Genomic DNA, 24,151 nt, shown 5'->3' on the forward strand with positions numbered 1-24,151 from the left:
CCCGTTTGATATTGATTCGATGATCTGAACCCACACAGAACGCCGGTTTTTTTGAGGTATTTGCTCGCACGAACAGCATCAATCAAATCGGCGTTCCAGTTTGCGTCTTCGCCGAAATTGCGTGAAGAACCCTTTTTTCACGCCGTATTCGGCTCAGGTGGTTGGGTTCTGATCGCCGCCTCGACCCGCGCCAGATACGTATCAAACCGCGCCACCAGGTCTACCTGCTCGGGAAACCGCAGCCACTGGATCTGCAAGCCATCCATCATGGCGAGGATCTCCTCGACCAGCCCCGCCAAGTCAACATCCCCGCGTACTTCGCCCATCGCCACCAAGTCAGCGAACTGCCCGCGCAGGCGCCGCTGAATGCCCGCATAACGTTCCTGAAACCAGGCCCAGGCAGGTTGGGTGTCGAGCAAGCTTTCGGCGTTTAAAATCGTGAAGGCCCGCACCACCCCCGGCGCGGTTGCGTTTGAGCGGTTGATCGCGCGCAGGCTGCCCAGCAACCCTGTCAGTGACTTCTCGGCCCGCACTTGATCGGCAATGCGTTGATTAACTTCGTCGCGACGTTGCAGCACGCCCATCAGTAATGAAATTTTGCTTGGAAAATGATGCAGCAGGCCGGCCACGGAAATGCCGGCAATGGCCGCCACTTGGGCCACTGACGCACCGCTGTAACCTTCGAGGGAAAAGACCTGCAAGGCTGCGTCCAGCAGCTCTTCGCGGCGTTTTTCACCTTTGGGCGCACGGCGAGTCTTGATCGGCGCAGGCGCGAGTGGATCGGTCATGGAAAAGTCCTTTTTTGGGGCAGGCCTGCACCGTATCCAAATTGACCAAGCGCCGCAAATAAACCTCAGGTGCTCTCGCGCTCGATCAAGCGGCATTCGAGCAGGTTCAAGCGCTGCACGTCATCCTGCAGCGGCAATACGCCAAGGCTTTGCAGCACGCGGGTTGCCGCGAGCACACCGATCTCCAGCGCAGGCGGCTTGATGGTGCTGAGGCTCGGCAGGAGCATTTCGGCAAACGGGTAATCACCAAAGCCGAGCACCGCGCAGTCTTGCGGGATGTTCAGCCCGGCACGCTGCCCGGCCAGCAAGCCACCGGCCGCCAGGTTGTCGTTGGCGAAGATGATTGCATCCGGCGGCGTGGCATCGGCCATCAACGCTTGCATCGCTTGTTTGCCCGCTTCGAACGGCGCGTGCTCGGCGTTTGGCACGAATACCCAAGGCTGCAAACCCAGCGCGGTAACGGTCGCGGCATAACCATCACGCCGCTCCAGCGCGCTGAAGTCGCCGGCCACGCTGTTCTGCACGAAAGCGATGCGCCGGTAGCCCTTGCCATGCAGATAACGCGCGGCGGTGACGCCCACCTCATAATGCGAAAAACCGATCTGCAGTGGCTCACGCTCGGGCACGTAGTCCCAGGTTTCGACCACCGGAATATCCACTTCTGCGATCATCTTTTCAGTGCCGGCGCTGTGGAAGCGGCTAGTGAGTACCAGCGCCGCAGGCGACCAACCGAGGAACGCGCGCACCGCGCTTTCTTCCTGCTCGACGCTGAAGTAGCTCGAAGCCAACAGCAATTGATAGCCATGGCGGCTGAGCGTGTCGCTGAAACCCTGAAGCGTGTTGGCAAAGATCGGCCCGGAAATGTTCGGGATCACCATCGCGACGATTCTGCCGCGCGCCGACGCCAGCCCACCGGCCACCAGGTTGGGCACATAACCCAGCTCGGCGACCACGGCCGCAATGCGTTGGCGCCGCTGCGGCGAGACCTGCTCCGGCTGGTTGAAGTAGCGCGACACGGTGATCGCCGACACGCCGGCCTGCCGCGCCACGGTGCTGAGGGTGACACGGCCTGCGCCACGGCGTTTGCGCGGTTTGTCTTCGCTCAAGGGACAGTCCTGCTAGAAACAAAAAAGAATATAGGACTAATTTTTTAGTATTTGACGCTCTAAACCAGACCTACCAATAATGCCGATGTTAGCGCTAACAAAGCGCGTTGTCTGCTACTCGCTCGAGCGAATGCCCAAGACAGTCACACAGGCGCTGACGGTCGCAGAACCGCAGCGGATCAGGGCATTTTTTGAACGGGCACAGCATGCACAATTTTCCACGTCACACTCATTTATTGCTTCTGGCCGGCCTGACCGCACTCCCGCTGCCGGGCGCATTTGCCGCCGATGAGCCGGAACTCACGCTCAAGCCGGTCACCGTCACGGCCACCCGCCGCGAAGAGTCGCTGCAAAAAGTGCCGGTGGCGGTGTCGGTACTCGATGGCGAACAACTGGAGCGCGACAACCGCACCGGCGTGGCGAGCATCGCGCAACAGGTGCCGTCGCTAAATTTTCGCACCGGCGCGTCGAACAAGGACACGTCGTTGTTCGTGCGCGGCGTGGGCACCATTTCCACCTCCCCCGGCGTCGAGCCGACCGTGGCCACCGTGATCGACGGCGTGGTGTATGCGCGCCCCGGCCAGGCCACCCTCGACCTGCTGGACCTGGAACGCATCGAAGTATTGCGTGGCCCGCAAGGCACACTGTTCGGCAAGAACGCGTCGGCCGGTGTGCTGAACATCACCAGCAAAGCGCCTACCGCCGAGACCCATGGTTATATCGACCAGTCGTACTACAGCGGCAATGAAAGCCGTACCCGTTTCGGCATCGGCGGCAGCTTGGTGCCGGACGTGCTCAAGGGCTCGATCAGCACCTTGTTCGGCAGCTATGACGGCAATGTCGACAACAAAAACAACGGCCAGGAGGTCAACGGCTACAACCACAAGGGTATCCGCGGCAAATTGGAATTCACCCCCAATGACGACGTGAAGCTGACCCTGATCGCCGACTACATGCAGTCGCACGACGACGCACCGAACGGTGTGGTCAGCAAGTCGCTGAGCCCGGCGTTCAGCAACGCACTGAGCCCGGTGCGGGCGTCCAGCGACAACCGCGCTATCAACACCGACACGCGTAGCCATGTCGAAGACACCAACAAGGGCTTGTCCGCCCAGCTTGACTGGAACCTCGGTGACTACACCCTGACCTCGATCACCGCCTGGCGGGGCTGGGACAACACGCAGTACCAGGACGGCGACCGTCTCGGCAGCGTGACCGCAGCCTTCCCCGGCACCGCCGACAAGGGTGATTTGGCGTTCGACCAGTACTCCCAGGAAGTGCGCCTGGCGTCGCCCAAAGGTGAGTTTCTGGAATACGTCGGTGGCCTGTTCTACATGCACGGCAAGGACCAGGAAACCTACCAGCGCACGCTCACTACCACCACGCGCACCGACCGTGGCATTGCCGACTACAGCACCACCAGCGACAGTTACGCCGCGTTCGGCGAGACCACGCTGAATTTCACCTCGCGCTTTCGCGGCATCGCCGGCCTGCGCTATACCCACGATGACCTGAAATACGACCACAGCCGCGTATCTACCTCCGCCACCACGGTCAGCGGCATTCAACCGGCCACCAGCAGCTCGGGCTCGGTGGATGAAGACGGCTGGTCGGGCCGACTCGGCGTGCAATATGACATCAGCGACACCATCACCAGCTACCTGACCTATTCGCGCGGCTACAAAGGCCCTGCGTACAACGTGTTTTTCAACATGCAGCCGCGCGACACCGACGCGCTCAAGCCAGAGACTTCCAACACCTGGGAAGCCGGCATCAAAGCCACCGCCTGGAACAATCGCCTGACCACCAACCTTGCGGTATTCCACAGCGACTACGACAACTACCAGGCCAACTTTTTCGACACCGTCGCCGGCCAAGTGGTGACGCGCCTGATCAACGCCGGCAGCGTCAGCACTGAAGGCGTCGAGCTGGATTACGCGTTGCAGGCCACCCAGCAACTCAAGCTCTCCGGCGCCCTTGCCTACACCCGTGCGCGCATCGACGAGTTCGCCTGCCCGCCAGGCGCGGCGTCTACGTGCAACGTGAATGGCAAGCCGCTGCCCTACAGCCCGGACTGGAAAAGCTACGTGCGCGCCGACTACAGTATCCCGCTGGATAACGGCCTGGACATCGAACTGGGCACCGACTACAGCTGGCAGAGCGAGGTGCAATACGACATCAGCCAGAACCTGGACACCCAACAAGGCGCCTACGGCATCTGGAATGCCAGCGTGGCCCTGGCCGACTACAACAATGGCTGGCGTGTGGCGCTGCTGGCGAAGAACCTCGCCGACAAGTCCTACTCACCCATGCTGGCCACCGGCGGCAACTCTATCTACCGCGCCGTACCGCGTGACGATGAGCGTTACTTCGGCGTGCAACTGCGCAAGGATTTTTAAGCATGAGCCGTCAACTGAAACTCGGCGCCTTTCTGATGGCCACCGGGCACCACGTCGCCGCCTGGCGCCACCCGGACGTGCCGGCGAATGCCGGGTTGGATTTCGCCCACTACAAGCACTTGGCGCACGTCGCCGAAGCGGCCAGGTTTGATGCGCTGTTCGTGGCTGACAGCATCGCCGCCGCCACCGGCGACGTCGCCAGCCACATGGCGCGCTCGGACCACTTTGAGCCGCTCACCTTGCTCTCGGCGCTCAGCGCGGTGACGGACCACATCGGCCTGATCGCCACCGCCACCACCACCTACAACGAGCCCTACCACGTGGCGCGCAAATTCGCCTCGCTGGATCACTTGTCCGGCGGGCGCGCGGGCTGGAACCTGGTGACCTCGGACAACGCCGCCGAAGCGCAGAATTTTGGCCGCGATGAACACCTCGGCCACGGCGAACGCTACACCCGCGCGCGGGAATTTCATCAGGTGGTGACGGGGCTGTGGGACAGTTGGCAAGACGACGCGTTTGTGCGCGACAAGGCCAGCGGCCGCTACTACGACCCGGCGAAACGGCATGTGCTGGATCACGTCGGCGAACACTTCCGGGTCAAAGGCCCGCTGAACGTCGCGCGCTCGCCGCAGGGCCAGCCGGTGATCGTGCAGGCCGGTTCTTCAGAAGCCGGCCGTGAGTTGGCGGCGCAGACCGCCGAAGTGGTGTTTACCGCGCAAACCTCGTTGGCCAACGCGCAGGCGTTTTACGCCGACATCAAGGGCCGTCTGGGCCAGTACGGGCGTGAGGCCGATTCGCTGAAAATAATGCCCGGCGTGTTTGTCGTGGTCGGGCACACCGAGGCACAGGCACAGGCAAAGTTCGACGCGTTCCAGCAACTGGTGGAGCCCGCAGTGGGCGTGGCCTTGCTGGGCCGCATGCTGGGCAATTTTGACCTGTCCGGCTACCCGCTCGACGGGCCGCTGCCGGCGCTGCCATTGACCGACAGCGGCCAGCGCAGCCGCCAACAACTGCTCAGCGAGTTGGCGGACCGCGAGCAACTGACGCTGGCGCAATTGGGTCGGCGGATTGCCGGCGGGCGCGGGCATTACAGCCTGATTGGCACGCCTGCGCAGATCGCCGACGAGTTGCAGCGCTGGTTTGAAAACGGCGCCGCCGATGGCTTCAATATCCTCGTGCCGCACCTGCCGGGCGGGCTTGAGGACTTTGCGCAGTGGGTGGTGCCCGAATTACAACGCCGCGGCCTGTTCCGCACCGAATACACCGGCAGCACGCTGCGCGAAAACCTCGGTTTGGCGCGCCCGAAAAATCGTTTTAAAGAGGTACAGCCATGAAAATCCCCGCGCTGTTGCTGGCCCTGCTGGCCGTGACGCACACCGCACTCGCGGCCGACCCGGCCGCCCTGCGTATCGGCTACCAGAAAGGCTCAATCGCCTTGGTGCTCGCCAAGGAACATGGCCTGCTGGAAAAACGCTTCCCGCAGACCGCGGTGAAATGGGTTGAATTCCCCGCCGGTCCACAGATGCTCGAAGCCCTCAACGTGGGCGCGCTGGATGTGGGCTCGACCGGCGACATCCCTCCCCTGTTCGCCCAAGCCGCCGGTGCCGACCTTGTGTACATCGGCGCCGAACCGCCCAAACCGACTGCGGAAACGATACTGGTGCGCAACGACAGCCCGCTGCATTCGGTCGCGGACCTTAAGGGCAAAAAAGTCGCTTTTCAGAAAGGCTCCAGCTCCCACAACGTGATCCTGCGGGCGCTGAATAAAGCTGGCCTGAGTTACAAGGATATTCAGCCGGTGTACTTGCCGCCCGCGGATGCACGGGCCGCGTTTGAGCAAGGCAGCGTCGATGCCTGGGCGATCTGGGAGCCCTATTCGTCACTCGCCTTGAGCCAAAGCCCGAGCCGTGTGCTGGCCAATGGCGAAGGCTTGGGGTTGTCGGGGCCGGTGTATACCGCACGGCGCGAGTATGCCCAGGCCAATGGCGTATTTATCCACGACGTGCTGGATGAACTCAGCGCCGCTGAAGCCCTCACGCGTAGCCAGCGTGACGACAGCCTCAAGGTACTCACAGGGTTTATGGGCCTGCCCGCCGAGGTCATTGCGCGCTATATGGATAACCGCCCGCCATCGCCGATCCTGCCGATTGACGACACGATCATCCAGGCGCAACAGGCGACGGCCGATCTGTTTTACCAGAACCGGTTACTGCCCAAGCAGATCGAGGTGAAAAAGGCGGTGTGGAGAGCCCAGGGCAACTGAGATTCAACGGTGGGAGTGGGCTTGCTCGCGATAGCGGTGTGTCAGATAAGTATTTTTCAACTGACACACCGCCATCGCGAGCAAGCCCGTTCCCACAAAAAGCGCTTTTGATCCAACCACTTAACAGTGTTCGGCCTGCGGTCGGGTGCTTTTCTCTACGAGGCACATCGGGGTGCCGGCCACCGGTTCAAGCATGATCCGCACCTGCACATCGAATACCTGACGCATCAGCTCGGCACTGATCACCGCCGCCGGTGCGCCATCGGCGACCAGCTTGCCGGCGTGCATCACTGCCAGGTGGTCGGCGTAGCGGCAGGCCTGGTTAATGTCGTGCAACACGGTAATCACGGTTTTGCCTTCGGCGGCCAGTTCGCGCATCAGGTCGAGCAGTTCAACCTGGTGGCTGATGTCGAGGTACGTGGTCGGTTCATCGAGCAACACCACCGGCGCATTCTGCGCCAATACCATCGCCAGCCACGCGCGCTGGCGCTGGCCACCGGACAAGTCCGCCAGCGCCCGGTCGGCCAGCGTGTCCAGCTCCAGGCGCTGCATGGCTTGGGTCACATGGGCTTGATCACTGCCACTCAGGCGCCCCCACAATGAGTTATGCGGGCTGCGGCCGTACGCGACCAACTGGCGCACGCTGACACCTTCGGGCACGGGCAGCACCTGCGGCAAAAACGCAATCTGCTGGGCTAACTGGCGGGCCGACAGGCTGGCGTAAGCTTGACCTTGCAGGGTCAGTTCGCCCTGCGTGGGCTTTAGAATGCGCGCGAACGCCTTGAGCAAGGTCGACTTGCCGCACCCGTTCGGCCCGATCAACGCAGTGACTTGCCCCGGCGGCGGCGCAAACGACAAACCTTGCACGATGCGCGTGGCGCCGTAGCCAATGTCGAGTTGATGCGCCTTTAGAATACTCATGTCATCAGCCCTTGAACCGTGCCAGCAACCAAAGAAAATACGGCGCACCAATCACCGCCGTGAGCACCCCCGCAGGGATTTCGCTGGGCGCGATCAACGTGCGCCCAAGGGTGTCGGCGAGTACCAGCAACAACGCGCCAATCAGCATGGCGGCCGGCAGCAAGTACTGGTGATGCCCGCCTACCAGGCGGCGTGCCATGTGCGGCGCAACCAGGCCAATAAAACCAATCGGCCCGATCACGCCCACGCCCAAGCTGGTGAGCAGCACCGCGCAGGCCATCGCCAGCCAGCGTGTGCGGCTCAGCGCGGTACCCAAGCTGTGGGCCGCTTCGTCGCCAAGGGCGATCAGGTTCAGCGGCTTGGCCAGGCACAGCCCCAACGGAATCAGCAGCAGAAACGGCAGCACCAGCACCACATGCTGCCAATTGCGGCTCCACAGGCTGCCGGTCAGCGCGAGCAACGCGGTGTTGATGTCCAGTGGGTGCGACAAAATCAGAAACTCGGTGACGCTGGACAAGGTCACCGCAATCGCCACCCCCGACAGCGCAAAACGCACACCGGAGAAACTCACGCCGCTGTTATACAACACCAGCAGTAACGCCCCACCGGCGCCGCCGAGGCAGGCCACCAGTGGCAGCCAGGCAATCGGCAACTGCGGCCAACTGATGATCGCCACGGTCAGCGCCAGCCCTGCGCCTTGGCTCACACCGAGAATTTCCGGTGAGGCCAGCGGGTTACGAATCACTCCCTGCACAATCGCCCCGGCCAGGCCGAAAGCGCAGCCGGCGAGAATCGCAATCACGCTACGCGGCAGGCGATGGTTCCACACTTCAAAGTCGAGCGCGTCATGCGCCAACAGGCGCTCCAGCACCGTTGCAGGTTTGAGCCACAGCGTGCCGGCGCTGAGGCTGACAAAGGTCGCCACCAGCAACAGACCGAGCAGCAGCCATAAGCGCAAGCGTGGCCGGCTCATAACGCGCGCCTGGCAAGAAACAGAAAGAACGGCGCGCCGATCAGTGCAGTCACCACACCGGCCGGTGTCTCCACCGGGAAGGCCACGGCGCGACTGAGCAGGTCGGCGGCCAGCACGATTACCGCGCCCAGCGCCGCACTCAGCGGGATCAGCCAGCGGTAGTCGTTACCCAGAAACTGGCGCAGGATATTCGGCGCAATCAGCCCGACGAACCCAATCGGCCCGACCGCGCAGACACTGGCGCCGACCAGCAACAAGCTGGCGACAAACACCTGCAAACGCAGGCTGGCGATGCCGACGCCCAGCGAGCGCGCGGCGTCTTCACCGAGGTTGATCAGGTTCAGGCGCGGCGCACACCAGAGCGCCCACAAACCGCCGATCAAGGTGCAGGGCCAGAGCAATTGCACCTGCGCTGCACCGACGTTGGCCAGCGAGCCGGCCAGCCAGTTCAGCACGCTTTGTGCCTGCGCCTCGACCAGAATCACGCTGAGCCGGGTCAATGCCGCGCACAATGCGGCAACCGCCACACCGGCCAATACCAAACGGCCTTGGGCGGTGGTCGGCGACCAGGCGCCGCCGAGGCTGAACACCGTGACCCAGGCCAGCGCGCCGCCCACGCAGGTCATCAACAGCGCACCACCGGCAAAGGGTGGCGCCACCAGGCCGGTCGAAAACAACGCCAATCCCAACGCCGCCCCTGCCGTCACGCCAAATAAAGAAGGCGATGCCAGGCGGTTGCGGGTAATGCCTTGCATCAGCGCGCCGGCCAGCCCCAGGCAGGCGCCCACCAAGCCTGCGCACAGCGCACGCGGCACGCGTAATTGGGCGACGATATAAGCCATATTGCCGCCTTCGTGGCCTTGGTGAATCAAGCCATTCCAGGCATCCGCCGGGGTGATCACAAACGGCGACCAACTGAACAGCGAGTACCAGAACAACACGGCCCCCAGCAGCACAATGCCTGCTGCGGCGAAACTGCGCTGCACGGTTACTGGCTCAATACGGCTTTGCCGCCTTTAAGAATCGCCAGCGCGTCTTCTGCGATTTGCTCCGAGGCCAACACGCCCCGGTTGCGCGCCCAACTGTCGCCATCGACCTCGGCCACGTGCTGGTTGCGCACCGCGCCGAGCACTTGCCACAACGGCTGCTTGCTCCAAGTGTCGACGATGCTTGGGCGGCGGTAGTGACCAACCAGCAACCAACCCGGATCCAGCGCGAGCAATTGTTCCAGGCTGACGAACTCAGTCGGCGCAGCTTTGGCACGCACAGACGGTACTTTCAGACCAATGGCTTCGAGCACGCTGCCGGCATAAGAGTCGGGGCCGTGCACCGAAAAGCTGTCTTCGCGCGCCACACCGAACAACACGCTGGCACCGGCCGGGATCTGCTGCGCAATGCTCTTCAGGTGCTCACGGTTCTGTGCGATGCGCGCCTGCATCTGCGCGCTTTTGCCCACGGCCTGGCCGATCAGCTCGGCGGATTTCAGGCTGCCCTGGTAATCCTCTCCCCGCGAGGGCAGCAACAAGGTCGGCGCAATACTCGCCAAGTCGCTGTACAACGCCTGGTGGCGATTGAGGTCGGCAATAATCAAGTCCGGTTTAAGCCGGGCTATTTCCTCGATGCTCGGCTGCGAGCGCAGGCCCACGGACTTCCACTCGCCGATGGCTTGGCGCACGCGCGGCAACACCCGGTTCGCATCGCCATCGTCGGCGGCGCCTACCGGCGTTACGTCAACCGCGGCCAAGCTGTCGAGAAAGGAGAACTCCAGCACCACCACGCGCTTGGGCGCATCCGGCAGATGCACCGCGTGTTGGCCGTCATTGAGGTCGATAGGCGCAGCGCTCAATACGCTGGAACACAACGCCAGAAGGCAGGCGGCAAGAGTGGGGATGGAGCGCAGCATTCGCATGAACAACCTCGGCGTTGAAACACCCAAGCGCGACAGGCCTGGGAAAACGGCGGGTACTATTCCATATCGGCGCGGAGCAATCAAAAAACATTCCTATTCACGTCGCCGATCAGCTGCGGTCGCAGGGGTTATGCAAGGTGACGCGCAGCGTAACGGGATGCATTCCCACGCAGCGCGTGGGAGCGATCGACTGTCACATTCGGGCGGCTTCTAGAAATCGACAGTGGCCGAGAGTAAATAGGTGCGCGGCGTGGACAGGGTCAAACCTGGCTCACTGTCATCCGACGCCCCGGCCGAACTCCAGTAACGCTTGTCGGCGACGTTCTCGACATTGGCGCGCAGGGTAATCTGCTTGTCGTCGACCTTGAAGGCGTAGCGCGCGCCGACGTCGATGCGGTTCCAGGCATCGATTTCTTTGACGTTGGCAGTGTCCAGGTACTGCGCGCTTGAGTAGATGCCGCGGCTGGTCAGCGTCAGGCCTTCGACGGTCGGCACGTCCCATTCGGCACCCAGGTTGACGTTGTACTTGGGTGTGGCCGGTGCGCGGTTGCCGTCGAAGGTGCCGTTGGTGGTGTGGGTCAGTTCGCTGTCGATGTACATCACACCTCCGAGCAGCCGCACGCCCTTGAGCGGTTCGCCAAACACGCTGAGTTCCACGCCATCGTTTTGTCGCTTGCCGTTAGGCCCGAACACCCGCGTGGTGGCGTTGGTTTCATAAGCAGGCTGTTTGATACGAAACACCGCAGCGGTCACGGCGAAGGCGCCTGCATCATACTTGGCGCCGACCTCGACCTGACGGCTGATAAACGGCGGGAAGATTTCATCTTCATTGACCGACGTAGACGGTGCGACCTTGCCCTGGCTCAAGCCTTCCATGTAGTTGGCGTACAGCGACAAGCGGTCGGTGGCCTTGAATAGAATGCCGCCGGAGGGCGAGACTTTTTCCTCGTCATAGGCGGTGTCGCCTTTGACGTTATCGGTCCAGTCATCGACTTTCACACGCTGCCAGCGCGCGCCCAAGGTCAGCAGCAGGCGGTCGTCGAAAAAGCCCAAGGTGTCGGAGAGCGCCACACCACTGAACATGTTCTCGGTATAAACCTTCGAATCGAAACGCGTAAGCCGCGACGGCGTCGGGGTTTGCACCGGGTTGTACAAATTGCTCGGCGCCGCAGCGTAGCGAGCGCCGCCGTTTTCAAAGTCCATGTAGAAGTAGCTGGCGGCCAGGTTGACCTCGTGGCTGACTGGCCCGGTGTGGAACCAACTGCGCACGCCCGCCGTGGCGGTGCGCACGTTTTCGTCGCGGGTGAAATCACGCGGCAGCACGCTGAAATCACCTGCGTCATTGGTGACCGACACCGCATGGCGCAGGAAGTCGTGATGACTCTCGCGTGCGCCCACGCCGCCATACAGCATCACGCTGTCACTGAGGTCGAACTCGCCGTTAAGCGTGCCGAACGTGTCGTTGGTGCTGGCCTTGCTCCAACTTTGCGCGTAATTGCGGTGCACCTCATTGGCACTCGGCACCTTGGCATTCGCGCCGACCTGCACGCGCTCTTGCGGCGCATCGGTGTCGCGCTCGGTGTGGCCAATATCAGTGGAGAGGCGCAAGCGCTCGCCGCGAAAATCCAGGCCGATGACCGCCATCTCACGGTCGACGCTCTGGTGGTCCCATTCAGTATCGCCAGCCTGCTTGACGCCGTTAAAGCGAATGCCGAACTGGTTGTCCTCGCCAAAACGCCGGCCCACATCCACTGCGCCACCGGCCTGGCTGTCAGACGCCCAGGTGCCGGTGAACGAGTTGATGTCTTTGTCGGTGGCGCGCTTGGGCACCACGTTGATTCCACCGCCTACACTGCCGCGCGGCGAGATGCCGTTGATCAACTGGTTCGGGCCTTTTAGCACATCGACGCGCTCGGCCATTTCCATGTCGATGGTGTAAGTCGGCAACACGCCGTAGAGGCCGTTGTAGGCCACATCGCTGTTGAACAGGCTGAACCCGCGAATCGTGAACTGCTCATAACGCCCACCGGCCGGGTTGGTCGCGCGGACCGACGGGTCGCTGGCGATCAGGTCACCAAGGGTGCGCGCCTGCTGGTTCTTCACCGCATCGGCGGTGTAGGTAGTCATGCTGAACGGCGTGTCCATAAAATCCCGCGAGCCCAACAGGCCTTGCGAGCCCCGGCGCGCCACTTGCCCACCGGCGTAGGTATCGCCGCCCTCCAGCCCCGAAGTGCCGACGATTGAAGTCGGTGCCAACTGCAGGCTGCCGCCCTCCGGGGCCGGTATCAGCATGTACGCCTGCTCTCCGACCGGTTGCAATTGCAGGCCGGAGCCTTGCAGCAAACGGGCAAAGCCCTCCTCCACCGCGTACTCGCCAGACAAACCACTGCTGCTGCGCCCGCTGACCAACGCCGGGTCCACCGACAAATTGACGCCTGCCAACCCGGCAAAACGAGTCAATGCCGCACTCAAGCTGCCGGCCGGCACTTGGTAGCTACGGCGCGCGGCGCTGTCTTCGGCATAACTGACGGGCACGAACAACGGGCAGGCGCTGAGGCTTAGCATCAGGCTGAGGTTCAGCAACGGGCGCAAGCGCAAAGGTGGAACTGCGGACATAGGAGGAAGCTCTCGAATTTATTCACTTACCTGGAATGACCGGCGAGATGAAAAAAAGGGACAGGCTTCGACGTTTATTTTGAGGCATTAAAAATGCGCTACCGATACGTACATACCCATTCACTTGGAGCACGGCGCGCAGCAAATAGCCGGGCGGTCAGCGGCATAAGGCTGACTCCGTTAAAAGCTTGCCACATGAAAAAGCCCAACCTTTTCAGATTGGGCTAAGTCATTGAATTATATGGTCGGGACGGAGTGATTCGAACACTCGACCCCTAGCACCCCATGCTAGTGCGCTACCGGACTGCGCTACGCCCCGACTAGGCGTGTTACTGGGTTTGCTTCGCAACGAAGCGAACCGGAATATACCGCAAGCTTTTGAAATGTGGAAGTATTTTAAAAGCTGCCGTTATTTCTTCAGAACCACCAGCACATCTTCGAGTTCGGAGATCATCTGACGGATCATTTGTTTGTATTGGGTGGTGTCGTCTTTGGCTTCATCACCGGACATACGCTGGCGTGCGCCGCTGATGGTAAAACCCTGGTCGTACAACAACGCGCGGATCTGTCGGATCATCAGCACATCCTGGCGCTGATAATACCGACGGTTCCCGGTACGTTTGACGGGGTTGAGTTGAGGAAACTCCTGCTCCCAGTAGCGCAGCACGTGCGGTTTTACCGCACACAGCTCGCTGACTTCACCAATGGTGAAGTAGCGTTTGCCCGGGATGACGGGTAGCTCGTCGTTATGACTTGGTTCCAGCATAAGCCTCAACTCGGGCCTTCAACTTCTGCCCTGGACGAAAGGTGACCACACGGCGAGCCGTGATCGGGATTTCTTCTCCCGTTTTTGGATTGCGGCCAGGCCGCTGGCGTTTGTCCCGCAGGTCAAAATTGCCGAAACCGGACAATTTGACCTGTTCGTTGTCTTCCAGAGCGTGCCTGATTTCTTCAAAAAACAGCTCGACCAATTCCTTGGCTTCGCGTTTGTTCAGACCCAGCTCTTCGTACAGACGTTCCGCCATCTCAGCTTTCGTCAAAGCCCCCATACGTCACTTCCTTAACGTGGCGTTTAACCTTTGTTCGAGCGAGGTGAGGATATTTTGCGTCGTGGTATTCACCTCATCGTCGTTAAGAGTGCGCGATGGATGCTGCCAGGTCAAGCCGACTGCAAGGCTTTTTCTATGCGGATCAATGCCTTTACCCTGATAGACGTCAAATAGCCTGAGGTCTGTCAGCCATTCCCCTGCATTTTCACGGATTACCTCCAGAACAGCAGTGGCGGCGACGTCACGGTCGGCGATCAGGGCCAGGTCGCGACGCACTTCCGGAAAGCGCGACAACTCGCTGAATTTAGGCATCTTGCCCGAAGCAACTTCAGCCAATACCAGCTCAAACACGAACACCGGACGGTCCAGACCGAGGGTTTTCGACAGCTCCGGGTGAATGGCGCCGACGAAGCCCACCAGGCGACCTTCGCGTTCGATACGCGCGGTCTGGCCTGGGTGCAAGGCGGGGTGGCTGCCCGGCACAAACGTGAAGTCATGCAGTGCACCGGCAAAACCCAATACCGCTTCCACGTCAGCTTTAACGTCGAAGAAGTCCACCGCATCGCGACCCTGAGCCCAGCCTTCGGGCAGGCGGCTACCGCACACCACGCCAGCCAGCATCGGTTCTTGCTGCAAGCCGTCGAGTTGGCCGACGAAACGCAGGCCGCTTTCGAACATGCGCACGCGATCTTGCTGACGGTTCAGGTTGTGCGAAAGTGCTTTGACCAAGCCTGGCCACAGCGACGAACGCATGGCCGCCATGTCGTTGGAGATCGGGTTGGCCAACAGCAGCGGCTCAACGCCGGGGTTGAACAGCTCGAACTGCTTCGGATCGATGAAGCTGTAGGTCACCGCTTCCTGGTAACCACGCGCAACCAGCAGGCGACGCAGTTCCGGCAGGTGCGCACGCGCTTCTGCTTTGGGTTGCGGCGCCAGGCGCGCTTGCGGGTAACGGACCGGCAAACGGTTGTAGCCGTACAGGCGGGCCAGCTCTTCGATCAGGTCGACTTCCAGGCTGATATCGAAGCGATGGCTTGGCACTTCAACGTGCCATTGCCCGGCGCCGTCAGCAGAAATGCCGAGGCCGAGTGCCGACAGCAGTTGCTCGATTTCCGCAGGCGCGATGACCAGGCCAAGCATTTGCTCAACGGCTTTGGCACGCAGGTGATCGGTGCAACCGACGGCAGGTACTGCTCGTTGACGGTTTCGCTGATCGGGCCGGCTTCACCACCGGTGATTTCCAGCAGCAGGCCAGTGGCGCGCTCCATGGCTTCACGGGCCAATTGCCAGTCCACGCCACGCTCGTAGCGGTGCGAAGCGTCGGTGTGCAGGCCGTAGGAGCGGGCCTTGCCGGCGATGGCGATTTGATCGAAGAACGCGCTTTCGAGAAAGATGTCACGGGTGGTTGCGGACACGCCGCTGTGCTCGCCACCCATCACGCCGGCAATCGCCAAGGCGCGGGAATGGTCAGCGATCACCAAGGTGTCGGCGCGCAGGCTGACTTCCTGGCCGTCGAGCAGCACCAGCTTTTCGCCTTCCTCGGCCATGCGTACGCGGATACCGCCGTTGATTTCGGCGAGATCAAAGGCGTGCAGCGGTTGGCCCAGCTCCAGCATCACGTAGTTGGTGATGTCGACAGCGGCGTCAATGCTGCGCACGTCCGCGCGACGCAGACGCTCAACCATCCACAGCGGGGTTGGCTGGGTCAGGTCGACATTTCGGATCACACGGCCCAAGTAACGTGGGCAAGCGTTGGGCGCCAGCACGTCGACCGGGCGCACTTCATCGTGCACCGCAGCCACCGCGGCAACCACCGGGCGCGTAACCGGAGCGTCGTACAACGCACCGACTTCACGCGCCAGGCCCGCCAGGGACAGGCAATCGCCGCGGTTCGGGGTCAGGTCAACCTCAATGCTCGCGTCTTCCAGTTCCAGGTAAACGCGGATGTCCTGGCCCACTGGCGCGTCGGCCGGCAGTTCCATCAGGCCATCATTGCCCTCGCCCACCTGCAGCTCGGCCTGGGAACACAGCATGCCATTGGACTCGACGCCGCGCAGCTTGGCCTTCTTGATTTTGAAGTCGCCCGGCAGCTCGGCACCGATCATTGCGAACGGGATTTTCAGGCCCGGGCGCACGTTGGGCGCTCCGCACACGACCTGAAAGGTCTCCGCGCCGTTGCTGACCTGGCATACGCGCAATTTATCGGCATCCGGGTGCTGCTCGGTGCTCAGCACCTCGCCCACTACCACGCCACTGAAAACACCGGCGGCCGGCGTCACGCTATCGACCTCAAGGCCGGCCATCGACAGACGCGCAACCAGCTCGTCGCGACTTACCTGCGGGCTTACCCAGCCACGCAGCCATTGTTCACTGAATTTCATCCTGCTCTCCTAAAGATTCGTTACGACTAGCGAAATTGCGCGAGGAACCGCAAGTCGTTGTCGAAGAACAGACGCAAGTCGTTCACGCCGTAACGCAGCATGGCCAGACGCTCAACGCCCATGCCGAAGGCAAAGCCCGAGAATTCTTCCGGGTCGATCCCGGACATACGCAACACGTTGGGGTGAACCATGCCGCAACCCATCACTTCCAGCCAGCCGGTCTGTTTGCAGACGCGGCAGCCTTTACCGCTGCACATCACGCATTCCATATCGACTTCAGCGGAAGGCTCGGTGAACGGGAAGAACGAGGGACGAAAACGCACCGCCAGCTCTTTCTCGAAGAACACCCGCAGGAACTCTTCGATGGTGCCTTTGAGGTCAGCGAAGTTGATGTCGCGATCAACCAGCAGGCCTTCAACCTGATGGAACATCGGCGAGTGGGTAATATCGGAGTCGCTACGGTACACACGGCCTGGGCAGACGATGCGGATCGGCGGCTTGTTCGCTTCCATGGTGCGAACCTGTACCGGCGAGGTATGGGTGCGCAATAACATGTTGGCGTTGAAATAGAAGGTGTCGTGCATCGACCGGGCCGGGTGATGGCCTGGGATGTTGAGCGCCTCGAAGTTGTGATAGTCGTCTTCGACCTCAGGGCCTTCGGCAATGCCGTAGCCAATGTGGGTGAAGAACTGCTCGATACGCTCCAGCGTCCGAGTGATCGGATGCAGGCCGCCCGAGGCTTGGCCGCGGCCAGGCAGGGTCACGTCAATGGACTCGGCGGCGAGCTTGGCCGCAAGATCGGCCTCCTCGAGCGACGCCTTGCGCGCATTAAGAACCTCTGTGACACGCTCCTTGGCGACGTTGATCAGCGCGCCGACTTGCGGGCGCTCATCGGCCGGCAAATTCCCCAGGGTCTTCATCACCTGAGTCAATTCACCCTTTTTGCCAAGGTAGTGAACCCGGATTTGCTCCAGGGCATTGATATCTTCAGCGCTTTGCACAGCCTCAAGGGCTTGAGCGACGAGCGCGTCGAGGTTTTCCATGTACAGACTCCAGATACAAAATAGGGGAAGAGCTTGAAGGCTCTTCCCCTATTTATGACGTTTACCACCGTGGGCTACAGGAGCAGCCCACGGTGACTGTCGGGGGTACTTAAGCCAAGGTGGCTTTAGCTTTCTCGACAATCGCAGCAAACACCGCTTTATCGTTCACGGCCAGTTCAGCCAGAACCTTACGGTCGATTTCGATGGACGCTTTTTTCAGGCCAGCGATGAAACGGCTGTAGGACAGACCGTTAACACGTGCACCAGCGTTGATACGAGCGATCCACAGAGCGCGGAACTGACGTTTTTTCTGACGACGGTCACGGTAGGCGTATTGGCCTGCCTTGATTACCGCTTGCTTGGCAACACGGAATACGCGTGAGCGTGCGCCGTAGTAGCCTTTAGCGAGTTTCAGAATTTTTTTGTGACGTTTACGGGCAATGACGCCACGCTTTACACGAGCCATGAGTTACTTCCTCTATCTTGATCCAAAAATTAACGAAGGCGCAGCATGCGCTCGACTTTTGCCACGTCAGACGGATGCAGCAAGCTGCTACCGCGCAGTTGACGCTTACGCTTGGTCGACATTTTGGTCAGGATGTGGCTCTTGAAAGCGTGCTTGTGCTTGATACCGTTAGCAGTTTTCAGAAACCGCTTAGCAGCACCACTTTTAGTCTTCATCTTTGGCATGTTCGGATACTCCGCATTCAGTTGATAAACATAATCAGAAGGCCTGCCGTGCCCTGATGATTACTTCTTCTTTTTCGGGGCGATGACCATAATCAGCTGGCGTCCTTCCATCTTAGGATGCTGTTCGACCGAACCGTACTCGAGCAGGTCACCTTCAACCCGCTTGAGGAGTTCCATCCCCAGCTCCTGGTGGGCCATCTCACGGCCGCGGAATCGCAAGGATACCTTGGCCCTGTCCCCATCACTCAGGAAACGTACCAGGTTGCGCAGTTTTACCTGGTAATCCCCTTCCTCCGTCCCTGGACGAAACTTGATTTCTTTTACTTGAATCTGCTTCTGGTTCTTCTTCGCTGCGGCAACCTGTTTCTTCTTTTCGAAGATCGATTTGCCGTAGTCCATCACCCGACAAACAGGTGGGATTGCATCGGCGGAAATTTCCACCAGGTCCAATTTGGACTCTTCAGCAATACGAAGCGCTTCATCAATCGAGACGATGCCAATCTGCTCGCCGTCAGCGCCAATTAACCGAACCTCGCGTGCCGAGATATTCTCGTTGATCGGGGCTTTCGGTGCAGCTCGTTTATCTTGTCTCATTTCACGCTTAATAATAATTACTCCGAATCTGGGCGACCACGCCGGGAAACCGCTTGCGCGAGGAACTCAGCGAACTGGGCGACGGGCATAGAGCCCAGGTCAGCACCTTCACGAGTACGCACAGCGACAGTCTGCATCTCGACTTCCCGATCTCCGATAACCAAAAGATAGGGAACCTTGAGCAAAGTATGCTCACGGATTTTAAAGCCGATCTTTTCATTTCTCAAGTCGGACTTGGCACGAAAACCGCTTTCGTTGAGAGTTTTTTCAACTTCAGCCGCAAAATCTGCCTGTTTATCAGTGATATTCATGATCACTGCCTGGGTCGGAGCAAGCCACGCAGGGAATGCACCCTCGTAGTGCTCGATCAGGATACCGACGAACCGTTCAAACGAGCCAAGGATCGCCCGATGCAGCATAACCGGGTGCTTACGGCTGTTATCTTCGGAGACGTATTCGGCCCCCAAACGGATCGGCAGGTTAAAATCGAGCTGCAAAGTACCACATTGCCAGACACGACCAAGACAATCTTTCAGCGAGAACTCGATTTTCGGACCGTAGAAGGCGCCCTCGCCCGGCTGCAGATCGTACGCAAGGCCCGCGCTATCAAGCGCTGCGGCCAATGCAGCTTCGGCGCGATCCCATAGCTCGTCGGAACCGACACGTTTTTCCGGACGAGTGGACAGCTTCATTTCGACTTCGGTGAAGCCGAAATCGCGGTACACGTCCATGGTCAGTTTGATAAACGCAGCGGACTCGGCCTGCATCTGCTCTTCTGTGCAGAAGATGTGGGCGTCATCCTGCGTAAAGCCACGCACACGCATGATGCCGTGCAGTGCACCGGACGGCTCGTTACGGTGGCAGGCACCGAACTCGGCCAGACGCAGCGGCAACTCGCGGTAGCTCTTCAAGCCCTGATTGAATACCTGCACGTGGCACGGGCAGTTCATCGGCTTGATGGCGTAGTCGCGGTTTTCCGACTGGGTGGTGAACATGTTGTCGGCGTAGTTGGCCCAGTGCCCGGATTTCTCCCAAAGGCTGCGGTCAACAACCTGCGGAGTTTTGATCTCCAGGTAGCCGTTGTCGCGCTGAACCTTGCGCATGTACTGCTCAAGCACTTGGTACAGGGTCCAGCCATTCGGGTGCCAGAACACCATGCCCGGCGCTTCTTCCTGAAGGTGGAACAGGTTCAGGCGCTTGCCGATTTTACGGTGGTCGCGCTTTTCGGCTTCTTCGATGCGCTGCACATAAGCAGCCAGTTGCTTTTTATCCGCCCAGGCAGTGCCGTAGATCCGCTGCAACTGCTCGTTCTTCGCGTCGCCGCGCCAGTAGGCACCGGACAACTTGGTCAGCTTGAACGACTTGAGGAAGCGCGTATTCGGCACGTGCGGGCCACGGCACATGTCGACGTATTCTTCGTGGTAATACAGGCCCATGGCGTGCTCGTCCGGCATGTCTTCGACCAGGCGCAATTTGTAGTCTTCACCACGCGCGGTGAACACGTCGATCACTTCAGCGCGCGGCGTGACCTTCTTGATGACGTCGTAATCTTTTTCGATCAGCGCGTGCATGCGCGCCTCGATAGCGGCCATGTCGTCCGGAGTAAAAGGACGCTCATAGGCGATATCGTAATAGAAGCCTTCATCAATGACCGGGCCGATCACCATTTTCGCCGTCGGGTACAACTGTTTGACCGCGTGGCCAATCAGGTGCGCGCAGGAGTGGCGAATGATCTCGAGCCCCTCTTGATCCTTGGGCGTGATGATTTGCAGGCTGGCGTCACCGGTGATCAGGTCACTGGCGTCAACCAGCTTGCCGTCGACCTTGCCGGCCACGGTGGCTTTGGCCAGGCCTGCACCAATGGATGCGGCGACCTCGGCTACAGAAACCGAATGATCGAATGAACGTTGACTGCCATCGGGAAGAGTAATAGTTGGCATGGCGCCTCCTCTCCTAGTGGTGACCCCTACCAAAGGTCACGTGGGTTGGGATGAGCCAGTACAAGATCCAATACCAGGCCGTTCAATGCTGAACGCCTGCCTTACAGCGGCAGGAGCCTTTCGGCCAACCGATAATCGAACCAGAGTGACTGGAGTGAAATCAAAAAGATGGCAAGGCGGCAATTGGCGCGCCTGGAAAAAGCCAAGCGCAGGATGCTAGCACAGATGAACGGTCATCGCGCCGGTGCCGGCACGCGTAAATACAAATTCACGCTTTTATAGCGGCGAAAGTGAACTTGGGCTGTACGCCACGCCTCAAACGCACCGAGAATCGCCGTTCGTCCTCGACCCAAAGGAGCATCCACATGATGCGTTTTACCTCGACCCTCGCTCTCGCCGCTTCCCTGGCATTCCTGTCCCTCGGCGCCCAAGCTGCTGCGCCATCGAACTGGCCGGACGGCGCCCGTGACAGCTTCGTCAAAGATTGCAGTGCGGCCGCCAGCCAGAACGTTGACGCCAAAACTGCCAAAGATCACTGTGAATGCGGCGCCGACAAGATCAACGCTGAATTGAGCACTGCAGAGATCAAAGAGCTCATGACCAACCAGAATGCCAGCCAAGAGCTCAAGACCAAAGCGGTCACGGCGATTTCTTCCTGCAAAGTCGTGAAGAAAAAGTAATGAAGGCCGCTGATCCGACCGCCGGATTGCGTGAAAAACGCGGTTAAAACTGCTATTTCTCACAAATTACGCAGCTTTTACGGCTTTTTTTATCAGCTGATATTTCGTGCCAAAGCCCCGTAGATCGGGGCTTTCAGCCAGCCGAAGAACTAAACGCAACGCTATTGATTAGCAAACAGTGCCTAGGGGGGGCTCCCAAGTCGAACATTTCGACTATGATACCCCGGTGTGCCCAGTTGGCCTGAGCAGCACAGCACTACTGAAAATATATGTTTCTTGGAGATACACCATGTCTAATCGCCAAAACGGCACCGTTAAATGGTTCAACGATGAAAAAGGCTTCGGCTTCATCACTCCTACAGGTGGCGGTGACGACCTGTTCGTACACTTCAAAGCTATCGAAAGCGACGGTTTCAAAAGCCTGAAAGAAGGCCAAACCGTTTCCTTCGTGGCTGAGAAAGGCCAAAAGGGTATGCAAGCTGCACAGGTTCGCGCTGAGTAATCTGCGCTGAGCTAAAAAAAACCCCGTCCATGTGACGGGGTTTTTTATGCGCATTAGAAAAGCCGGCGGGCTATCAGCCGCAATTGACTCGCGTAATCACCAGGTCGTCGTCGGTGTTCAGGTTCAGGCGGTCGGAGCGGTATTCCAGCGTGACCATATCGTTGGGCTTGAGGATTCTTGCGTTCTGCGCACCGGCACGCGTACGCGCCTGATCCAGCAATTGGGGCGAGGCCTTCTGGCCTACGGCGAACTCGGCGGCTTTCGATTCACAGCGGCTATAGGCTGGGTCAGCAACGGCGGCCTCTTTGCCTTGCGCTGGAGCGCCCGGAGTGCTGCAACCCGCCAACGCGAGTGCAGCCAACAGAGTACCGAATGATGCGAGCTTCCAAGGCATGAAGCCTCCTATGTAAAAAAATGGACAGAGATCGTGCGACAGCAGCAAGGCGGATAGGTTTCAAGACGTAAATCGCCAAGCGGCCAGTCTGCCTGACTCAAGACGCGCATTCGCCCAGGCAATCGTCACCAGATATGAACGTATTCAGTAGACGTCGATGTAGTCAAACGGCGGGTCTGGCCAGTTTTGCTTGAGCGCATTAAAAATCTGCATCACCCAGACTTCATCGCTGGCCGCTACGTTGCCCACATAACCAGAGCCTTTAGCCCAGGTTTCCAGGCGAAAAAGCAGGCCATCGATGTCCACACCGCCTACGGCTTTGCCGGAGGATATAAAGGCGATACCGGCCTTGGTCACGCGTAATTGGGTGTGTTCGTCGTCACTCGCACTGGCGAGCAATTGACGAACAGCCTCCAGCGTCAGGCCATCGGGGTTGTTCAAGTCGATCTGCACGCGGTGGTCCCCGGCAATTAAGATGGCGGACAGTGTCGCACAGCGTGTGCCTCATTTCGAAGCACCTGCGGCCTAAGTAGCAGTGCCAAACACACCGCAAAAATGCTTAACTGCGGCGGCAAGAACCGCGTTTCAGCGCACTACACAGTAATTCAGCCCCGCGAGCCCACACCATGAGCACCGTAACCCTGCAAGCCGACATCAAAGCCAAGTGGCCTCAAGGACAGGGCTCTTACAGCCCTGGAAGCCCGGAAGAGTTGGCAATCATTGGCATCGACTTGCTGGTCAAAGAGATGGGCACCCAAGCCGCGCAGGCCTTCATCGGCCAGGTATTCGAGAAATACCCGGCCGATCATATGGGCGCACACAACCCCGAGCGCGAATAAGAACCGGCCGGCGAACGCCGACCGGCAAGCACATTACTTCAGACGCGCGAGGCGCTCGGTCAGCAGATCGAAGAAGCCTTGAGCATTGCCGTTCTCAACCCAGAACGCGTTCTTCGGTTGTTTCAGGCCATCGTACCAATCCACGATGGTCTGGCCGAAGGTCGGGCCTTCGCGGCTGTCGACGACCACGTTAACTTCACGGCCGCTGAACAGCTCAGGCTTGAGCAGGTAGGCAATCACAGTGGCATCGTGTACCGGGCCGCCGGGGATGCCGTAGTGTTCCATATCGCCTTTTACGTATTCATTGAGAATACTGCTGACGACCTTGCTGGCGTTGTTATTGAGGTCGGCGATCTTTTTCAGGCGCGCGTCACTGGTCAGCACCTTATGGGTCACGTCCAGTGGCAGGTAGGTCAGCTTGACGCCACTTTTCAGCACGATCTCGGCCGCAACCGGGTCAGCGAACAGATTAAACTCGGCCACCGGCGTGATATTGCCGCCATTGAAGTGCGCGCCGCCCATCACCACCACTTCCTTGATGCCTTGGGTGATTTCCGGCGCTTGGGTGAGTGCCAGTGCGAGGTTGGTCTGCGGGCCGAGCATGGCGATGGTGATGCTGTGCGGCTTGGCGGTGCTCAGGGTTTTGATCAAGTAATCAACCGCATTGCCTTCGGCCAGGGCTTTTTTCGGCTCGTGCACGGTGACGCCGGAGATACCTTCCTTGCCGTGAATATTCTCGGCATAAATCGGCGTGCGCAGCAGCGGTTTTGGTGCACCGGCGTACACCGGGATGTCCTCACGCCCTGCCCACTCGCGCGCCAGGCGCGCGTTGCGGGAGGTTTTGTCGAGCCGCACATTACCCGCAACGGTGGTTAGCGCACGAATGCTCAATTCCTCTGGGGAGGCCATCGCGAACAGCAAGGCCACCACGTCATCGGCACCCGGGTCGGTGTCGATGATCAGGTCGATTTTTTCCGCCGCGTGGGCGTTGGCTGCAGTGAGCGCGGACAAAAGCAAAACACTCCGAAACAGGTTTTTCAGGGTGGGAAGACCACGTTGCATGA

The 24,151-nt window shown here is 60.0% G+C and carries 23 protein-coding genes, 1 tRNA gene and 1 pseudogene; 6 read left to right on the plus strand and 19 right to left on the minus strand.

Annotated elements, in window-relative coordinates; translation table 11 throughout:
• Positions 1-137 precede the first annotated feature (137 nt).
• Positions 138-788, minus strand: a complete 651-nt coding sequence (locus tag F0169_RS02855) for a TetR/AcrR family transcriptional regulator (RefSeq protein ID WP_058412095.1) — start codon at positions 786-788, stop codon at positions 138-140.
• Positions 789-853: 65 nt separating this feature from the next.
• Entirely contained in the window at positions 854-1,894 is a 1,041-nt protein-coding gene (locus tag F0169_RS02860) for a LacI family DNA-binding transcriptional regulator (protein ID WP_152745427.1), read from the minus strand.
• 206 nt (positions 1,895-2,100) lie between these two features.
• Here F0169_RS02860 and F0169_RS02865 point away from each other — a divergent pair, with 206 nt between their 5' ends.
• Genes F0169_RS02865 through F0169_RS02875 form a run of 3 tightly spaced genes read left to right on the plus strand, consistent with a single transcriptional unit; the run spans position 2,101 to position 6,556 of the window.
• Entirely contained in the window at positions 2,101-4,293 is a 2,193-nt protein-coding gene (locus F0169_RS02865) for a TonB-dependent receptor (protein ID WP_152745429.1), read from the plus strand.
• A gap of 2 nt (positions 4,294-4,295) precedes the next feature.
• Positions 4,296-5,627: an LLM class flavin-dependent oxidoreductase gene (locus F0169_RS02870; protein ID WP_152745431.1), complete on the plus strand. Its 1,332-nt coding sequence runs from the start codon at positions 4,296-4,298 to the stop codon at positions 5,625-5,627.
• Positions 5,624-6,556, plus strand: coding sequence for a sulfonate ABC transporter substrate-binding protein (locus tag F0169_RS02875; RefSeq protein WP_152745433.1), 933 nt, complete (start codon positions 5,624-5,626; stop codon positions 6,554-6,556). Before F0169_RS02870 ends, F0169_RS02875 begins: the two co-directional genes overlap by 4 nt.
• A 120-nt stretch (positions 6,557-6,676) precedes the next feature.
• Here F0169_RS02875 and fecE read toward each other — a convergent pair whose 3' ends face one another.
• The 14 genes and pseudogenes from fecE to thrS all read right to left on the minus strand — a co-directional run bounded on the left by fecE (position 6,677) and on the right by thrS (position 20,672).
• Positions 6,677-7,477 carry a Fe(3+) dicitrate ABC transporter ATP-binding protein FecE gene (gene fecE, locus F0169_RS02885; RefSeq protein ID WP_152745437.1) on the minus strand — a complete coding sequence of 267 codons (801 nt, stop codon included), beginning with the start codon at positions 7,475-7,477 and terminating at the stop codon, positions 6,677-6,679.
• Positions 7,478-7,481: 4 nt separating this feature from the next.
• Positions 7,482-8,450 (minus strand): FecCD family ABC transporter permease, encoded by a 969-nt coding sequence (locus F0169_RS02890; protein WP_152745439.1) that lies wholly within the window; start codon positions 8,448-8,450, stop codon positions 7,482-7,484.
• Positions 8,447-9,436 (minus strand): iron-dicitrate ABC transporter permease FecC, encoded by a 990-nt coding sequence (gene fecC / locus F0169_RS02895; RefSeq protein ID WP_172979310.1) that lies wholly within the window; start codon positions 9,434-9,436, stop codon positions 8,447-8,449. Before fecC ends, F0169_RS02890 begins: the two co-directional genes overlap by 4 nt.
• A gap of 2 nt (positions 9,437-9,438) precedes the next feature.
• Positions 9,439-10,353 (minus strand): Fe(3+) dicitrate ABC transporter substrate-binding protein FecB, encoded by a 915-nt coding sequence (locus F0169_RS02900; RefSeq protein ID WP_421555291.1) that lies wholly within the window; start codon positions 10,351-10,353, stop codon positions 9,439-9,441.
• A gap of 216 nt (positions 10,354-10,569) precedes the next feature.
• Positions 10,570-12,975, minus strand: a complete 2,406-nt coding sequence (locus F0169_RS02905; RefSeq protein WP_152745444.1) for a TonB-dependent receptor — start codon at positions 12,973-12,975, stop codon at positions 10,570-10,572.
• Between the two features lie 242 nt (positions 12,976-13,217).
• Positions 13,218-13,294: transfer RNA gene (locus F0169_RS02910), tRNA-Pro, on the minus strand.
• Positions 13,295-13,384: 90 nt separating this feature from the next.
• A complete protein-coding gene (locus F0169_RS02915) occupies positions 13,385-13,741 on the minus strand; it encodes a MerR family transcriptional regulator (RefSeq protein WP_003219935.1) in 357 nt (118 codons plus the stop codon).
• Positions 13,722-14,024: an integration host factor subunit alpha gene (ihfA, locus tag F0169_RS02920; protein ID WP_002553164.1), complete on the minus strand. Its 303-nt coding sequence runs from the start codon at positions 14,022-14,024 to the stop codon at positions 13,722-13,724. Before ihfA ends, F0169_RS02915 begins: the two co-directional genes overlap by 20 nt.
• Positions 14,025-14,027: 3 nt before the next feature.
• A pseudogene (gene pheT, locus F0169_RS02925) lies at positions 14,028-16,405 on the minus strand (phenylalanine--tRNA ligase subunit beta).
• A gap of 26 nt (positions 16,406-16,431) precedes the next feature.
• Positions 16,432-17,448 (minus strand): phenylalanine--tRNA ligase subunit alpha, encoded by a 1,017-nt coding sequence (gene pheS, locus F0169_RS02930; protein WP_152745446.1) that lies wholly within the window; start codon positions 17,446-17,448, stop codon positions 16,432-16,434.
• 109 nt (positions 17,449-17,557) lie between these two features.
• Positions 17,558-17,914, minus strand: coding sequence for a 50S ribosomal protein L20 (gene rplT / locus F0169_RS02935; protein ID WP_053257052.1), 357 nt, complete (start codon positions 17,912-17,914; stop codon positions 17,558-17,560).
• 29 nt (positions 17,915-17,943) lie between these two features.
• Positions 17,944-18,138 (minus strand): 50S ribosomal protein L35, encoded by a 195-nt coding sequence (gene rpmI, locus F0169_RS02940; RefSeq protein ID WP_002553160.1) that lies wholly within the window; start codon positions 18,136-18,138, stop codon positions 17,944-17,946.
• 60 nt (positions 18,139-18,198) lie between these two features.
• Positions 18,199-18,750: a translation initiation factor IF-3 gene (gene infC, locus F0169_RS02945; protein ID WP_172979313.1), complete on the minus strand. Its 552-nt coding sequence runs from the start codon at positions 18,748-18,750 to the stop codon at positions 18,199-18,201.
• Positions 18,750-20,672 carry a threonine--tRNA ligase gene (gene thrS, locus F0169_RS02950; protein ID WP_152745448.1) on the minus strand — a complete coding sequence of 641 codons (1,923 nt, stop codon included), beginning with the start codon at positions 20,670-20,672 and terminating at the stop codon, positions 18,750-18,752. Before thrS ends, infC begins: the two co-directional genes overlap by 1 nt.
• Positions 20,673-21,037: 365 nt before the next feature.
• Here thrS and F0169_RS02955 point away from each other — a divergent pair, with 365 nt between their 5' ends.
• Both F0169_RS02955 and F0169_RS02960 read left to right on the plus strand, forming a co-directional pair.
• Positions 21,038-21,352 (plus strand): hypothetical protein, encoded by a 315-nt coding sequence (locus F0169_RS02955; protein ID WP_082649000.1) that lies wholly within the window; start codon positions 21,038-21,040, stop codon positions 21,350-21,352.
• Between the two features lie 289 nt (positions 21,353-21,641).
• Complete coding sequence (locus F0169_RS02960) at positions 21,642-21,854, plus strand: cold-shock protein (protein ID WP_058412108.1); 213 nt, start codon at positions 21,642-21,644, stop codon at positions 21,852-21,854.
• A 73-nt stretch (positions 21,855-21,927) separates the two neighbouring features.
• On the opposite strand, the gene F0169_RS02965 is transcribed toward F0169_RS02960, so the two are convergent.
• Both F0169_RS02965 and F0169_RS02970 read right to left on the minus strand, forming a co-directional pair.
• Positions 21,928-22,248: an I78 family peptidase inhibitor gene (locus tag F0169_RS02965; RefSeq protein WP_152745450.1), complete on the minus strand. Its 321-nt coding sequence runs from the start codon at positions 22,246-22,248 to the stop codon at positions 21,928-21,930.
• 144 nt (positions 22,249-22,392) lie between these two features.
• On the minus strand, positions 22,393-22,701 hold the full coding sequence (locus F0169_RS02970) for a hypothetical protein (RefSeq protein ID WP_172979311.1): 309 nt from the start codon (positions 22,699-22,701) through the stop codon (positions 22,393-22,395).
• Between the two features lie 173 nt (positions 22,702-22,874).
• Between F0169_RS02970 and F0169_RS02975 the strand changes: the two genes are divergently transcribed.
• Positions 22,875-23,087 (plus strand): hypothetical protein, encoded by a 213-nt coding sequence (locus F0169_RS02975; protein ID WP_058412111.1) that lies wholly within the window; start codon positions 22,875-22,877, stop codon positions 23,085-23,087.
• Positions 23,088-23,120: 33 nt separating this feature from the next.
• On the opposite strand, the gene F0169_RS02980 is transcribed toward F0169_RS02975, so the two are convergent.
• Complete coding sequence (locus tag F0169_RS02980; RefSeq protein WP_058412112.1) at positions 23,121-24,149, minus strand: nucleoside hydrolase; 1,029 nt, start codon at positions 24,147-24,149, stop codon at positions 23,121-23,123.
• Positions 24,150-24,151: the final 2 nt, after the last annotated feature.

It is taken from the genome of Pseudomonas kitaguniensis (genome assembly GCF_009296165.1).
GTDB classification, from domain to species: domain Bacteria; phylum Pseudomonadota; class Gammaproteobacteria; order Pseudomonadales; family Pseudomonadaceae; genus Aquipseudomonas; species Aquipseudomonas kitaguniensis.

Excerpts from the sequence above, each read along its gene's own strand:
- F0169_RS02855 (WP_058412095.1), bottom strand. The coding sequence starts at position 788 with ATGACCGATCCACTCGCGCCTGCGCCGATCAAGACTCGCCGTGCGCCC.
- F0169_RS02865 (WP_152745429.1), top strand. The coding sequence starts at position 2,101 with ATGCACAATTTTCCACGTCACACTCATTTATTGCTTCTGGCCGGCCTG.
- F0169_RS02870 (WP_152745431.1), top strand. The coding sequence starts at position 4,296 with ATGAGCCGTCAACTGAAACTCGGCGCCTTTCTGATGGCCACCGGGCAC.
- F0169_RS02875 (WP_152745433.1), top strand. The coding sequence starts at position 5,624 with ATGAAAATCCCCGCGCTGTTGCTGGCCCTGCTGGCCGTGACGCACACC.
- fecE (WP_152745437.1), bottom strand. The coding sequence starts at position 7,477 with ATGAGTATTCTAAAGGCGCATCAACTCGACATTGGCTACGGCGCCACG.
- F0169_RS02890 (WP_152745439.1), bottom strand. The coding sequence starts at position 8,450 with ATGAGCCGGCCACGCTTGCGCTTATGGCTGCTGCTCGGTCTGTTGCTG.
- F0169_RS02900 (WP_421555291.1), bottom strand. The coding sequence starts at position 10,353 with ATGCTGCGCTCCATCCCCACTCTTGCCGCCTGCCTTCTGGCGTTGTGT.
- F0169_RS02905 (WP_152745444.1), bottom strand. The coding sequence starts at position 12,975 with ATGTCCGCAGTTCCACCTTTGCGCTTGCGCCCGTTGCTGAACCTCAGC.
- F0169_RS02915 (WP_003219935.1), bottom strand. The coding sequence starts at position 13,741 with ATGCTGGAACCAAGTCATAACGACGAGCTACCCGTCATCCCGGGCAAA.
- ihfA (WP_002553164.1), bottom strand. The coding sequence starts at position 14,024 with ATGGGGGCTTTGACGAAAGCTGAGATGGCGGAACGTCTGTACGAAGAG.
- pheS (WP_152745446.1), bottom strand. The coding sequence starts at position 17,448 with ATGGAAAACCTCGACGCGCTCGTCGCTCAAGCCCTTGAGGCTGTGCAA.
- rplT (WP_053257052.1), bottom strand. The coding sequence starts at position 17,914 with ATGGCTCGTGTAAAGCGTGGCGTCATTGCCCGTAAACGTCACAAAAAA.
- rpmI (WP_002553160.1), bottom strand. The coding sequence starts at position 18,138 with ATGCCAAAGATGAAGACTAAAAGTGGTGCTGCTAAGCGGTTTCTGAAA.
- thrS (WP_152745448.1), bottom strand. The coding sequence starts at position 20,672 with ATGCCAACTATTACTCTTCCCGATGGCAGTCAACGTTCATTCGATCAT.
- F0169_RS02955 (WP_082649000.1), top strand. The coding sequence starts at position 21,038 with ATGATGCGTTTTACCTCGACCCTCGCTCTCGCCGCTTCCCTGGCATTC.
- F0169_RS02960 (WP_058412108.1), top strand. The coding sequence starts at position 21,642 with ATGTCTAATCGCCAAAACGGCACCGTTAAATGGTTCAACGATGAAAAA.
- F0169_RS02965 (WP_152745450.1), bottom strand. The coding sequence starts at position 22,248 with ATGCCTTGGAAGCTCGCATCATTCGGTACTCTGTTGGCTGCACTCGCG.
- F0169_RS02975 (WP_058412111.1), top strand. The coding sequence starts at position 22,875 with ATGAGCACCGTAACCCTGCAAGCCGACATCAAAGCCAAGTGGCCTCAA.
- F0169_RS02980 (WP_058412112.1), bottom strand. The coding sequence starts at position 24,149 with ATGCAACGTGGTCTTCCCACCCTGAAAAACCTGTTTCGGAGTGTTTTG.